The organism is Arthrobacter sp. zg-Y769 (assembly GCF_020907405.1).
In the GTDB taxonomy this organism is placed as follows: domain Bacteria; phylum Actinomycetota; class Actinomycetes; order Actinomycetales; family Micrococcaceae; genus Arthrobacter_B.
The window spans coordinates 353269-366566 of the sequence record NZ_JAJJOE010000008.1 but is presented as its reverse complement, the minus strand read 5'-3'; the positions used below and the strand labels follow the sequence as shown (position 1 = coordinate 366566).

General features: G+C 65.9%; 13 protein-coding genes. 5 read left to right on the top strand and 8 right to left on the bottom strand.

Annotation, left to right across the window (positions count from 1 at the left end):
* Window positions 1-82 precede the first annotated feature (82 nt).
* Window positions 83-1345, top strand: a complete 1263-nt coding sequence (locus LOC60_RS08390; protein ID WP_230024362.1) for an alpha/beta hydrolase family protein — start codon at window positions 83-85, stop codon at window positions 1343-1345.
* 7 nt (window positions 1346-1352) lie between these two features.
* Here the strand turns inward: LOC60_RS08390 and LOC60_RS08385 are convergent, their stop codons facing one another.
* On the bottom strand, window positions 1353-2045 hold the full coding sequence (locus LOC60_RS08385; protein WP_230024361.1) for a CPBP family intramembrane glutamic endopeptidase: 693 nt from the start codon (window positions 2043-2045) through the stop codon (window positions 1353-1355).
* Window positions 2046-2254: 209 nt separating this feature from the next.
* On the opposite strand from LOC60_RS08385, the gene LOC60_RS08380 reads away from it, so the two are divergent.
* Complete coding sequence (locus LOC60_RS08380) at window positions 2255-2998, top strand: class I SAM-dependent methyltransferase (protein WP_230024360.1); 744 nt, start codon at window positions 2255-2257, stop codon at window positions 2996-2998.
* Here the strand turns inward: LOC60_RS08380 and ybaK are convergent.
* Genes ybaK through LOC60_RS08365 form a run of 3 tightly spaced genes read right to left on the bottom strand, consistent with a single transcriptional unit; the run spans window position 2995 to window position 4958 of the window.
* Window positions 2995-3504 carry a Cys-tRNA(Pro) deacylase gene (gene ybaK, locus LOC60_RS08375; protein WP_230024358.1) on the bottom strand — a complete coding sequence of 170 codons (510 nt, stop codon included), beginning with the start codon at window positions 3502-3504 and terminating at the stop codon, window positions 2995-2997. The two genes, LOC60_RS08380 and ybaK, sit on opposite strands and share 4 nt — an antisense overlap.
* Before the next feature lie 54 nt (window positions 3505-3558).
* Entirely contained in the window at window positions 3559-4035 is a 477-nt protein-coding gene (locus tag LOC60_RS08370) for a SufE family protein (RefSeq protein ID WP_230024357.1), read from the bottom strand.
* Window positions 4036-4058: 23 nt separating this feature from the next.
* Window positions 4059-4958, bottom strand: a complete 900-nt coding sequence (locus tag LOC60_RS08365) for a sulfurtransferase (protein WP_230024356.1) — start codon at window positions 4956-4958, stop codon at window positions 4059-4061.
* A 542-nt stretch (window positions 4959-5500) separates the two neighbouring features.
* Here LOC60_RS08365 and LOC60_RS08360 point away from each other — a divergent pair.
* The gene (locus tag LOC60_RS08360) at window positions 5501-7291 is read left to right on the top strand and encodes an HNH endonuclease (protein WP_230024355.1); all 1791 of its coding nucleotides are present in this window, start codon (window positions 5501-5503) and stop codon (window positions 7289-7291) included.
* Window positions 7292-7438: 147 nt separating this feature from the next.
* Here LOC60_RS08360 and LOC60_RS08355 read toward each other — a convergent pair whose 3' ends face one another.
* Window positions 7439-7891, bottom strand: a complete 453-nt coding sequence (locus LOC60_RS08355; protein WP_230024354.1) for a hypothetical protein — start codon at window positions 7889-7891, stop codon at window positions 7439-7441.
* A gap of 152 nt (window positions 7892-8043) precedes the next feature.
* Between LOC60_RS08355 and zapE the strand changes: the two genes are divergently transcribed.
* A complete protein-coding gene (gene zapE / locus LOC60_RS08350) occupies window positions 8044-9081 on the top strand; it encodes a cell division protein ZapE (protein WP_230024353.1) in 1038 nt (345 codons plus the stop codon).
* A 372-nt stretch (window positions 9082-9453) separates the two neighbouring features.
* Here the strand turns inward: zapE and LOC60_RS08345 are convergent, their stop codons facing one another.
* Both LOC60_RS08345 and LOC60_RS08340 read right to left on the bottom strand, forming a co-directional pair.
* Window positions 9454-9705, bottom strand: coding sequence for an antitoxin (locus LOC60_RS08345; protein WP_230024352.1), 252 nt, complete (start codon window positions 9703-9705; stop codon window positions 9454-9456).
* Window positions 9706-9811: 106 nt separating this feature from the next.
* A complete protein-coding gene (locus LOC60_RS08340; protein WP_230024351.1) occupies window positions 9812-11011 on the bottom strand; it encodes a ScyD/ScyE family protein in 1200 nt (399 codons plus the stop codon).
* 356 nt (window positions 11012-11367) lie between these two features.
* Here LOC60_RS08340 and LOC60_RS08335 point away from each other — a divergent pair, with 356 nt between their 5' ends.
* Window positions 11368-12300 carry a CPBP family glutamic-type intramembrane protease gene (locus tag LOC60_RS08335; RefSeq protein WP_230024350.1) on the top strand — a complete coding sequence of 311 codons (933 nt, stop codon included), beginning with the start codon at window positions 11368-11370 and terminating at the stop codon, window positions 12298-12300.
* Window positions 12301-12311: 11 nt separating this feature from the next.
* On the opposite strand, the gene LOC60_RS08330 is transcribed toward LOC60_RS08335, so the two are convergent.
* Window positions 12312-13169: an SDR family oxidoreductase gene (locus tag LOC60_RS08330; protein ID WP_230024349.1), complete on the bottom strand. Its 858-nt coding sequence runs from the start codon at window positions 13167-13169 to the stop codon at window positions 12312-12314.
* Window positions 13170-13298 lie beyond the last annotated feature (129 nt).

The window sequence follows — 13298 nt, the reverse complement described above, 5'->3', positions numbered from 1 at the left end:
AGTACGCCTGTCCCTTGCGCCCCACCGCGCGGTACCGGCCTGCCGTTACGCGGACCCGGTGCCCATCCGGTAAAAATGTTCTATGGCTATCTCCGTTCCTTCTGATGCATCCGCCGGCGGCGCTCCGGTTCTCTCGGTTCCGTGGGTCCGGTGGACGGCGTTCGGCGCCGGTGTCGGTGCTGCGGCATCCGCCGCTGTCGTGGCGGCCGCCTCCGGCCTGGGCGTCTACTTTGCCCGCCAGGTGGTCACGCCCGCCCGGACCCGGGACGCGAACCTGGAGATCCTGGCCGTCATGGACAGCGAGCACGGCCGGCAGGTCATCCTGCCCGCAAACCTGGACACCACTGTCGAGGGCACCTACAGCCTGTACTTCGACAACGGCGACGGGCACGCCCGGATCGGAGCCATCCGCTCCTATGTGCCGCGCGAGGGTACGGTGCAGCGGGATGTGGAAGAGGTGTACAGCGGCGACCTGGGCAAGGCACGCCGCGGCTGGTGGAGCGGTTCGATGTATCCCTCGCCTGCCGCCGTCGGGCTTCCGGAAGAGGAAGTCTCCATTCCGGTGGACGGCGGGGACGCGCCGGCCTGGCTGGTGCGTACGCCCGGTGCGGAAACCTGGGCGATCATGGTCCACGGCCGCGGCGCCCGGCGCACCGAATGCCTGCGGGCGCTGCGCACCGCCCGCGAAGCCGGGCTCACCAGCCTGGTGATCTCCTACCGGAACGACGGCGAGGCCCCTTACGCCTCCGATGGCCGTTACGGGCTCGGCCTCACGGAGTGGCAGGACGTCGAGGCGGCCATCCGCTACGCCCTGGACCGCGGCGCCAAGGACGTGGTGCTGTTCGGCTGGTCCATGGGCGGGGCGATCAGCCTGCAGGCTGCGGACCGTTCACCGCTGCGCCGGTACATCCGCGCCATGGTGCTGGACGGCCCGGTGATCAACTGGGTGGACGTGCTGGCCCACCATGCCCGGGTCAACCGGATTCCTGCGCAGGCCGGACGGCTCGGCCAGTGGCTCATTTCCAACACCGCCGGACGTGCGCTGACCGGGCTGGCTGCACCGCTGGACCTCAAGAGCATGGACTGGGTAACGCGCGCGGAGGAGATCCGGATCCCCACGCTCATCCTGCACAGCAAGGACGACGACTTCGTTCCCTACGGGCCGTCTGCGGAACTGGCGGAGAAGAACCCCGAGGTCATCACGTTCGAGCCCTTCACCCGGGCACGGCACACCAAGGAGTACAACGTGGATCCCGAGCGGTGGGAGCGTGTGGTGCTGAGGTGGCTTAATGATGCCCTGGGCCGCACCCGGCATCCGGCGGAGCACCGTCTCGACGCGGAGTAGCGGGTAGTTAGATCGAGGTAAGGACTACGAGGGTGACGAGGGCGTTGCTTGCGGCGTGAAGCAGGATCGGGGCCCAGATATTCCCGTGGAACCGCCGCAGCAGCGCCAGCGCAAGGCCCAGCATAAAGAGGTAGGCGAAACCCACCAGGACCAGGTGCACCACAGCGAAGAGTGCTGCGGACAGGACGACGGCAGCGAAGGGCCCGAAGCGCCGCGAGAGCCCGTCGAGGAAGGCGCCCCGGAACAGGACTTCCTCCCACAGCGGCGTCAGGACCGTTACGACAAGCACAACGAAGGCGGTCAGCGGAATGGATAGGCCGCCGAGATCCTTCAGCGGGTCGCTGGTGGATCGAGCCGTGGTCGTATCGAAGTCGATGAGGGACAGCAGCCCGAGGAACAGGCCCTGCGCCAGCATGCACACGATGATCGCTGCGGGGATCTGCCAAAACAGGTGAAGTATTCTCAGCCCGGGCCGGCAAAACCCGAGGTCCGCCGGTGTCAGCGAGTTGCGGCGGAACAGGTGGACGTAGACGGCCAGCATCGATGCGGCCGTTACGGAGCCGAAGGCAGCGGGGAGAAGCGTCTCGAGAGTGAAGTCAACGACGCCGGAAAGTCCGAGCGCTACCAGTGCGCCGCCGGCAGCGAGAATGTACAGGGCGACGAACATCGAGGCCCAGGCGGCCTGCCCGAGGGTGACCACGGGCCGTTGGCCGGCTCGCGCGTGTGTTTCTCTGGCTGACAACAAGATTCCCCCGATGATGGTGCTGGTATGGCGGGCCAGCGCGATGGCGTTGGTTCATCCTGCCATTAGTTCCGGTGGAAATCGGGCATGCCGCCGGTCCGGTGCTGAGCATCGGCCGGCACCGAGTAGGTTAGAGGCGCACCGACACGTTATTGGGGGATACAAAGATGCCGGACCAACACGGGACTGCAGCGCCGGAGGACTTCTTCCCGGCCTGGAACCAGGGTGCACATCCCGAGCTGTATGAAGTGGAGAATGAGGCCCTCGACCGCGAAGGGGTGGTCTGGGCCGAACTCGTCCGCCTTGCGCCGTGGGCCGGGCGGACTCTCCTCGATCTCGGCTGCGGCACCGGTTTCTGGCTGCCGCGCTACGCCGAGCTCGCCAGAGCCGTCGTCGGCGTCGAGCCCGATCCGGAGCTGCTCGCTGCTGCCCGTGCCCGGCCGGGCGGAGCGGAGGTCCTGCACGGATCGGCCGAACACCTTCCGCTGCCGGACGCCTCGGTGGATGTTGTCCACGCACGGTTCGCGTACTTCTTCCCCTCGCCGCACGCGGACTGCACGGCGGGTCTGGAAGAAGTCCTGCGGGTCCTGCGGCCGGGCGGCTCGCTGGTTGTGGTCGACAACGATCAGCACAACGGCGAGTTTGCTGCCCTGCTCCGTGCCGCCAACGCGTCGGCCCATCAGGGCGAGGCCGAGTACATCAACGCCTGGTGGGCGGAGAAGGGGGCCTCGACAACGTTCGTCATGAGCAGCTGGACCTTTGACAAGCCGCAGGACCTGGCCGACGTCATCAGCATGGAGTTCCCCAACGGGACCGCCGACGAATGGCTAAGCCAGGATCCGAAGCGGGTCCGGCTGAGCTACGGCTACGCACTGCACCACCTTCGAAAAGGAGAGCAGAACCTCCGCTAGGCAGGGGATGCGGCGATCGGCGCCGTGACGGCGTGGCTGAGGCGGAGCAGATCAAAAGGCGAAAGTCCGATCTGCAGCCCGCGCCGGCCGCCGGAAACGTACACGGTGTCCAGCAGTTCCACCCGGGAATCGATTCCTGCGGGTGAGGGGTGCTTCTGGCCCAGCGGCGAAATGCCGCCCACCATGTAGCCGGTCCGCCGCTCTGCGTCGCGGCGGTCGGCCATCACGGCCTTGCGTGCACCCATCAGCGCGGCGAACTTCTTCAGGTCCAGGTTCAGGGCTACCGGAACCATGGCCACCGCGAGGTGCCCGCCGAGGTCCACCATCAGCGTTTTGTAGACAGCTTCGGGCGGCACGCCGAGTTTCTCCGCGGCTTCCAGCCCGTACGACGGCGCGCCGGCGTCGTGCTCATAATGACGCACCGCGTACGTAACCCCGGCTTCGTCCAAGACCCGGGTTGCCGGCGTCGCACCCTTGCCCGAATGCTTGTCGCGGTGTCCAGCCATGGTTGCGCCTCCTGTGCTCCTGCGGCGGCCCCAGGTACATTTGGGCCCGGCCGGTTACGGCTGCGACGGCTGCTGTGCCAGTTTTTCGTGCTGGGCGAGCCGGCGCTTGATGCGTCCCAGCATGGCGGACATTCCGCGCATGCGCAGCGGGGTGATGGCCCGGGTGAGGCCGAGACGGTCAGGAACATCGGCGGGAACGGCCAGGATCTCGGCGGCCGGAAGCCCGTTCAGGCCTTCGTAAAGCACGCTGGCGAACCCGCGGGTGGTGGGCGCTTCCGGCGGTGCCTTGAAGAACAGCGAGACCCGGTGTTCGGGGGAATCGTCCACGTCCAGGCTGAGGAACACCGGCGACTGGCATTCCACCACCTGTTCCAGCAGCTCGGGCCGGTCGGCAATTTCGGCCGGCAGTTCGGGCAGGCTGCGGGAGAATTCCAGCAGCAGTTCCAGGCGGTCGGATTCCTCCATCGCCTGGAAGTCGTCGATGATCTCGGCCAGGGAGTCCGGGACGGCGGTTTCGGGTGTGGCAGTCATGGGTAAATCTTTCTTGCTAAAGATCAGCTGGGAGCGTTGCCGGGTTCTTCGCCACGGGCAATCGGGACGCGTACGGCGTTGCCCCATTCGGTCCAGGACCCGTCGTAGTTACGCACGGATTCGAAGCCGAGCAGGTGCTTGAGCACGAACCAGGTATGGCTTGAGCGTTCGCCGATGCGGCAGTAGGCCACGACGTCGTCGCCTTCCTTCAGTCCGGCGTCGTCCTTGTAGAGGGCCTCGAGTTCTTCACGGGCGCGGAAGGTACCGTCTTCGGCGGCGGCCTTGCTCCACGGGACGGACTTTGCGGTGGGGATATGCCCGCCCTTCATGGCACCCTCGTCCATGTAATCGGGCATGTGGGTGCGTTCCCCGGTGTATTCGGCGGGGGAGCGGACGTCGATCAGCGGTCCTTTACCCAGGTGCCCGACGACGTCGGGCAGGAAGGCGCGGATCTTCTCGTCGTTGCGCTCCACCACCGGGTATTCGGTGGGTTCCACAACGACCTTATCCGTGGTGACCGGACGGCCTTCGGCAATCCACTTGTCGCGGCCGCCGTCGAGCAGGCGGACGTCTTCGTGGCCGAACAGGGTGAACACCCACAGGGCGTAGGCGGCCCACCAGTTGCTCTTGTCGCCGTAGATCACCACGGTGGAGTCCCGGGTGATGCCCTTGCGCGCCATCAACTGCGCGAAGGTTTCGCTGTCCACGAAGTCGCGCGTATCGGCATCGTTGAGGTCGGTGTGCCAGTCGATCTTCCGGGCACCGGGGATGTGTCCCGTTTCGTACAGCAGGATGTCCTCGTTGGATTCGAGGAGCACCAGGTTCTCCGCGTCCAGGTTGTCGGCCAGCCACTGTGTGGAGACCAGGCGTTCCGGATGGGCATAGGCGGTGAACTTGGGGCTGGTGTCAGCTGCGATCGACATACGCGAAACTTCTTTCCTCGACAATTGGGCTTCCACCTAGCCTAACGACGGCGAGGGCCGAAAACTTCCACGGGGCGTGCTTGCAGGGTGAACTTCTCCGGCACGGTGTCCCACGGTTTGGGGTTGTTGGTGTCTGTTGAGGTCCCACCGACACCAGCAGCACCACCCGGTGGGATGCTGTGCTGCCTGGTTGAACCCTTCCGGCACGGTGTCCCACGGTTTGGGGTTGCTGGTGTCTGTTGAGGTCCCACCGGCACCAGCAGCACCACCCGGTGGGATGCTGTGCTGTGGCCCGGGTGCCAAAGCTGTAAGCTTCCGGCCCCGCCAGCACCCGAGAGCCGAGACGGAAGGCCTGAGGGCCAAGGCCGCGGGCCTGAGGACCTATTCGGTTGGGGCCGGTCTGGGCACGCTGCCAGGTCAAAATGCCCGGTTTTCGCAGCACGTAGTCGTCTCAAAAAGACGCGTATTCTACGTTTCCGTAAAGGCTCGTTTGGTCCTGTTTTTGGCCCTGAAATGTCAGTGCCGGGTGAAATCCTTGGGGTATGGATCAGCTCGGGAACACCGAACGGACAACCGAAGAACCAGGCACGGAAGACCACCAGCCGGAAGCCATGGCCGGTGAAGCAGATGCGCCCCGTGCGGCCTGCACCTTGGCGGTGTATCGGGCGGAACTGGATGCCCAGCCTTCCGTTGCCGCTGATGCCAAGCCCGGCACTGAGCCAGCTGACCATTCCATCCCTGATGAGGGTCCCGCCCCTTCCGGACACGCTGAGGCCGTCCAACCCGGGGCTCCCGCCTCCACTCCAGATCCTGACACCGGAGCCGCTGATTCCGATCCTGACGCTGGTGCCTCCGCTTCCGGGGCCGATAGCTCTGCCGACGGATACCCGGACGGTTTTACCGGAACATTGGCGCTTCAGAACCTTGAATCCTTTGACGAGCAGATGGTCGGCGAAGCCCTGTCCCGGATGGCGCATCTGATGTCCTGGGTGCAGGCCCAGGAGGCCCGCTTGGTCAACCGGATGAAGGAGATCTTTCGGGACGACTTCCACGCCGCGTCGGGGCGGCTTGAACCCGGGATGGCGTTCAGCCTCGCGGCTTCTGAATGTGCCGCCATCCTGAATGTTCCGCAGGTCACCGCCCAGCGGATGATGTTCGAAGCTGGCATGCTGTGCGGGACCCATGCCGCCACCCTGGCCGGGCTGGAGGACGGGCGCTTGTCGTACCAGCATGCGCAGGTGGTGCTGGAGCAATGCGAGAACGTTCCCGCCGAGAAACTGCCCGGGTTTGAAGCCGATCTGCTGAAGGCTGCAGAGGGGAAGACCCGGGCGCAGTTCTCCGCTAAGGCCCGGCGGCTGCGTGAGAGGAAGTTTCCGGACACGATCAGCAAGAGGCATCTGACCGCCTTCGAGCAGCGCAAAGTCACCCTGGACCGGGAAGAGGACGGCATGTCCTGCCTCTCCGCCTACCTTCGGGCCGAGGAAGCCCAGCAGATCTACACGACCCTCAGCACTGCAGCGCGGGGTGAACAGGCCGCCGGCGATGGCCGCTCCACGGATCAGCTGCGGGCCGACATCCTCGCCCAGTTATTGATGGGCAGCAGCCGAAGTGTTTTCGCCACAGCGGGAAGCGGTCGGGGTGACGGTCCGGCCCCCACAGGGGGAGGGGGCAAGCAAGATGACCGTCACGGCTCAGCCTCTTGTCCCGCGCAGGACAGCCCGGATCTTGAGCCGGGACCGGACGAGGGAATCGTTCCGCGGGCGGAAATCATGGTTCTAATCAATGCCGAAACCCTCTTCGGTGCCGACGACCAGCCGGCAGAGCTGCACGGCTACGGACCCATCAGTGCCGAAGCGGCCCGACGGCTGGCGCGCAACGCTGCCGGATGGACCGGCCTTGCACAGGATCCGCGGACCGGAGAAATCCTCGGGGTGGGACGCCGCCGAAAAGTCCCCGCCGGGCTCCGCCGCTGGCTCCGGGCCCGCGACGGAACTTGTCGATTCCCCGGGTGCCGGGTCAACACCGCAAACTCGGACATCGACCACACCACCGACTGGGCCAAGGGTGGGCCTACCGATCACAGAAACCTGGAACACCTGTGCCGGCGGCACCACCGGTTCAAGACCTTGGGTTACTGGAAGGCCCGTCAGCCCTCACCCGGGATTATTGAGTGGACGTCGCCGACCGGTCGGGTCTACAGGACCGAACCTTTCCTGGAACTCGGCTCATCGCATCCGGTGGCGGAGCCGCCAACGGACCGTAGGGAGCCGGAAGGTGTGTGGGCGGACCACGCGGAGGAGGACGCCAATCAGGAACAGGTGTCACCGTTCTGAGCAGACCCCGCCAATGACGGGTGGGTACGCTGCGCATAGTGCGCTCTGGCATCTAGTAGGCAAACCAACATCCGGGCGTACCGCAAATGGCAGAGCATTCCCCATGCTTCCATCGGCTATACAGACGGTGTTCCGAACCAGCCGTCCTCAGCAACCCGGCAGCGGAACACCCGCCGTGGGCGCCTCAGGCGGGAGGCGCAGCGCCAGCACAACGACGGCGGCACCAACCCCCGCGAGCACCAGCTCCAGCGGCTGATACTCGATGAACGCTATTTCCCACCCTTCCAAGCCGATGAGGGTGACCCCGGCCGCCACGGAAACCCGCCGCGCTGCATGATGCCGCCGCAGGTGCAGCAGCCCGGCTGCCAGGTAGCCGCCGCCGCAGCCAGCCGCGAGGAGCAGGCCGGGGAGCCGCCAATCCTGAAAAGGGGTGTGCCGCAGCACGGAGGGACCGGAATGCAGAAATGCCCCGTCAGGGCGCAAAGCCAGAAGGATACCGCCACCCAGGGCTGCTGCAGCGGTGCCGAACTCCAGGCCCATCAAAGCCTGTTCCTCCGCCGAATGCCGGCCGGACCGTACCGTTTCCTTCGGCAGCGTCATGCTCCGACTATGGACTGCAGATCCGCCGCAGTCCACCGGCAGCGTTTCCGGATTCCCGGACACGTTGGCGTATCGTTGCGAGGGCGGCAGAAGGCCGCAGATCCGGCACGTTTGACGCCGGACGCAGGCACCAAACGGACGGAAAGCGCGCAGTGGCACAACTCGAGCACCTGACAGAACGTACTCCCCAGGTATCGGTGGATGAACTGCTGAAGGGATTCTTCCCCTCGCCCCGGTTCGGCAGCGTGTCCTTTGATTCCTACCGGCCCGATCCGGCGCAGCCCTCGCAGGCGAAAGCCGTGTCCGCGATGCGCACCTTCGCCGCCGACGTCGACGTCCCCGAACCCAGCGGTTTCCGGAAGTTCTTCGGTGGCAGGAAGCCCGAAACCAAGGCCGGCTTCTACCTGGACGGAGGGTTCGGCGTCGGCAAGACCCACCTGCTGGCCTCGCTCTGGCACGCGGTGGAGGGACCAAAGGCCTTCGGAACGTTCGTGGAGTACACCAACCTGGTGGGCGCCTTGTCCTTCCGCAAAACCGTAGACGCACTGAGCGCGTACAAGCTGGTCTGCATAGACGAATTCGAGCTCGACGATCCCGGCGACACCGTGCTGATGTCCCGGCTGATGCGCGAACTGGCCGACGCCGGCGTCAAGCTTGCGGCCACGTCCAACACCCTGCCCGGTTCCCTGGGCGAGGGCCGCTTTGCCGCCGTCGACTTCCAGCGCGAGATCCAGGTCCTGGCGGACCAGTTCGACGTCGTCCGCATCGACGGCGAGGACTACCGGCACCGCGGGCTGCCCGAGTCCCCGCAGCCGGTGGCGGACGGAGAGCTGGAAACGCGGATGGAGGCCGAGTTCTCTGGCCGGACCGTGGCCGTTGACGATTTCTCCGAACTCATTAGCCACCTGTCGCAGGTCCACCCGAGCCGGTACCGGCAGATGATCGACGGCATCGACGCCGTCGCCTGGCACAACGTGCAGACCATCACGGAGCAGTCCGTGGCCCTCCGGTTTGTGGTGCTTGCGGACCGGCTGTACGACAAGGATGTCCCGATCCTGGCCAGCGGTGTGCCGTTCGACCAGCTGTTCACCAAGGAAATGATGGGCGGCGGCTACATGAAGAAGTATTTCCGTGCGGTCTCCCGCCTGACCGCGCTAGCCCGCGAAGGCCAGACCGGCGAAGCCTCGTAGCCTTCCCGGTTCGGCCCGACCTGTGGGGAAACCTGCTCGCCTGGCTCAAAATCGCCACCTTCCGTACAGCAAATGCGCCCTAGAGGTCTCCTGGACAGCATCAGCTGTACAGGAGACGGAGGCAGAGACCTCGCAGGCAGCATCAGCTGTACAGAAGGCGACAGCCCCGAAACCCCCACCGTGAACGCCCGCCAGCGCCCCGGCAAAGCAGCAGGCAAACCGGTGATCGCGTCGTCGGGTAGTCCCTCGACGGGCTGGATCAGCCCGGGGTCCGCCTCCGGCAGGTAGGAGGCGCCCCGGCCTTAAACGACGGAAGCACCGGTGCCGCCTCTCGGCGGGACCGGCGCTTCTTTGTCGTGCTCCTGGGGCTGGTTAGGCCGGAGGCGTCTGGGGACCGTTACCGGTACCCGGCTCCCGGTTGCGGTTGGTCTTATCAACCGCCTCGGAGGCCTTGCTCTGGAAACCATCGATCTTGCTGGAGTACTTGCGACCGGTCTTCTGGTCCACGAAGTTCCCCGCCTGGTCAATGCCGCCCTTGATCTTGTCGGCATTCTGTCCGACAAATCCTGTGGCCTTTTCCTTCAGCTCACCGGCCCTGCCCTTGAGCTCGTCAAATACAGACACGGATCACCTCCTTTCACAGGGGAAACCCGCTCGTTTCCCGTTCCCCTACATCGTAGGTCCCGCAAGGGGGTAGAGGAAAGGACTTTCCTCTGCAGGCATATCCGGACTATTCCTCCGACCCGTCGCCGCGGACGCCGTCACCCGAGTGCCGGTCAGCTCCGCCGTGGTGGTAATGATTGCCGGCGCAGTTGTCGTCCAGCGAAATACGGATGATGCTGCCGAACGGCGGCTCACCGGCCAGTACATCCACTGATGCATACAGTGCATCCCCGCGCAGCTCCAGGGCCGCCGGCTGGTTGACCTCCAGGAACAGTTGGGGGGTATCCGAGCCGGACGGTACCACCGAGATCCGGTTGGCGAACAGCTCCGCCACGAAGATATCGCCGTTGTCGTTCACCGCCAGACCGGTGGCCCCGACGAAGCCGGTCGCCACGAGTTCCGGTTCGAGAGTGGCCGGGTTGATCCGGAAGACCGATCCCGTGGGACCTCCTTCGGGGCTTCCGGCCAGCGAGGTCACGTACAGGGCGCCGTCGGGACCGCGTTCGACGTCGGTCGGTACCGGTTCCGCGTTGTAGGCGAGTCCCACTGCGCAATCCGGCCAGCCGATCCCGGCGGGTACGGTCACGGGGATCGGCGGTAGCACCGCGACCGTGGCGATGTCGCCGTCGTCGCTCACCTGGATGAGGGCGTTCATTCCTGCGTCCGCCACAATGGTCCCGCCGAACCGCCCGGGAAGGGAAGCCGCCGGATTTGAGTCCGGCAGCCCGGTGTAGGGCGACGCGGGTATGCCTTCCGGCAACTGTGCCGCGCATTCGGCAGGAAGCGCCTCCTCGAAGCCGTAGGTGTTGATGCTGTCCGGGTTTTCGGCAAATTCGTAAGCAGAAATATCCGCAATCGTTTCGACGGTGCCGTTCCGGTCAACCGACTGCAGCAGGGTGATGTTTTCTACAGGGTTGTTGCTTCCGGCGCCGGTAGCCACGGTGTAGTAGGTAGTGCCGCGGTCACGGGAAACGGAGCCTGTCGAATAGTCTTCGGGTGCCGTTGCGAGGACCTCGGGTTCCCCGCCGTCAGTGATGCGGGTCAGGAGCGTAGTGAATGATTGGGCTACGTCGAGGGTGCCGCCGCGGCCGACGGCGAAACTCAAGGGACCGACCAGGCCGTCGGCGACAGTGGTCACCTCCCCGGCAACGGGTACGGGCGACGGTGATGGTTGGTGGTGCCGGCCTCCGGCGGTTGCAGGTGAGGCTGCCAGCCCCAGAGCTGCGGTTGCGGCAAGGACGGCGAGGGCAGGTGATGATTTCTTCACGGTGATCTCCTCAGCATTGGTGCGGTGCAATGCGAGACTCGCCTCTCGACCTCCCATGGATCCCGGCCACGCCCCCGGCCAAGGCATTCAAAGCCTAGGGGCGGCCGGGTTCTCCGAACACGTAGTTTCGCTATATGCGCCATCTCGGTGTTCGGAAAAACCAAGTAGTCTGCGGGGTGCCCAAACGAGTAGTTTTTCGGCGCCCCACCGTCGCTGCCCGAATGGGAACTGCCACCTCTGCGGTCGCCGCGGCAATCACCGGCCGGGCGTGGCTGCGGAGATTGCCCGGGTCCCCGTGGTGGACTGGCGTCGATCCTGCATACCTGCCCGGACGCCCATGAACGAGGACCGAATTAATGGCTGCACGCCCACCGACTGCCGCGCCGCCGTCCCCGCTGCGGGACCAGATCCGCCAGCCGACCCCGCGGGGGCGCGCCCTTCAGGCTGCGGTCCTTGGATGGGCGTTCCTCGGCATCGCCCTGGGCACGGCCATCGGGGTCGCCGAAGCCCTGGGCCAGGCCTTTGGCTGGGGACGGCTGGCTGAAGTCCTGCTTCAGGCTGCCCTGATGACCGCCGTCGTGGTGCCGGGCATCGTGCTGCTGCGTCGGAGGCTGGACCACCGCAGTCTGGAAGGACTCGGCGTCAGCAGGTCAGCGGCCCGGCCGGTGGCTCTGGGCATGGCCGTCGGCGTGCTCACCGGCCTTCTCGTCTGGGTACCGGCAGGCTTGGCGGGATGGATACGGGTGGATGAACTGGACGTTGCCGCCTTCCTGGGCTTCCTGCTCCTGAACGGCGTGGTGCTGGCCCTTTACGAAGCGCTTCCCGAAGAACTTGCCCTGCGCGGGTATGTCTGGACGAACCTGCGGGATGGCTGGGGGCCGGCGGTTGCGACGCTGGTGACCACTGCATTGTTTCCATTCATCGGACTGGTGGTCGGGCCGGTACGGTGGGCTATCACCACGGTGCTCGGCGGTGACGGAGGAGGAATCGAGGTGTTCCCGGCAGGCAATGACCCCGTCATCTACATCGTGCAGCTGGTGCTGTTCGGGCTGGCGCTCGTGGCGGCCCGGCGCATTCCGGTGCCCGGCGCGTTGTGGGTGGCTATCGCGTTCCACTGGACGCAGCTGACCGTCACCCGGACGGTTCTCGGGGGAATGGGATGGATCGAATCAGGATGGGCCATCACGTGGGTTGAACCGGATGCAATCGCCCTGGTTTTGGTGCACATCATGCTTGCCGGAGTTGCCTTTGTCGCCCTACGCCGGCGGCTGCAGCGTCGGGCCGGCTGACGAAGGCGCTATCAGCGGGCCCAGGACCGCATCGTTTCGATCAGCGGCTCGGTTGGCCGGCCGATGAGTTTGGCCAGTTCGCCCGGCGCAGGGGCCAACGCGCCGTCGCGCATGTTGGCATTAATCATGCCCAGGAATCCTGCGGTCGCCTCGTCAAGTCCCAGGCTGATCAGCTGTTCCTGTTCCTCCTCCGGAGTCAGGACCTCGTAGCGGACAGGGGTACCAAGCACCTCCTGTGCGGCAGCGGCGAACTCCGTGTAGGTCCAGGCCGTATCGCCGGATAGTTCATAGGCCTTGCCTTCGTGGCCGGGAGTACTGAGTACGACGGCGGCAGCCTCGCCATAGTCCCGGCGCGGAGCGCTGGCAATCCGTCCCGAACCCACGCTGTTGGCGACGACGCCGGTTTGCCGCGCGGCGTCGAACTCCTGCCGGTGGTTTTCGGTGTACCAGCCGTGGCGCAGGAACGTCGCCGGGATGCCGGATGCGGTAATCAGTTCCTCGGTGGCCCGATGCTCGGGAGCCAGGGCGAGAACCGTCGTTGGCGCACCAAGGACCGAGGTGTAGACCAAATGGCGGACGCCGGCCTCCTGGGCTGCCTCGACGGCGTTTGCATGCTGCGCAACCCGGCGCCCCGGCTCGCTCATGGAAATGAGCAGGACCCTTTCGACGCCGTCCAGCACACCGGCTGTCGTGGCGCCGTCGTTAAGGTCAATCCGAGCGGTGCGCAGGCCGCGGTCCGCGAGCTCGGACAGCCGGTCCTGGTTGCGGCCCAGGGCAAGGAGATCGCCCGGCGCGGCGCCGCGTCCGATCAGGGCGTCGATGGTGAGGCCGCCGAGCTGCCCGGTGGCACCGAAGATGGCAATGGTCACGGATGGTTCCTTTCAGGTGGGCCCCGGGAATGGCGAAAGATTATGCCCCAATCGGCTTCGTCGCCAGCGAGACAGGTGCGGTGACGGGACGACGCCGGTGTGCGCAGCGGTCAGCAGGAGCCCGGAAGG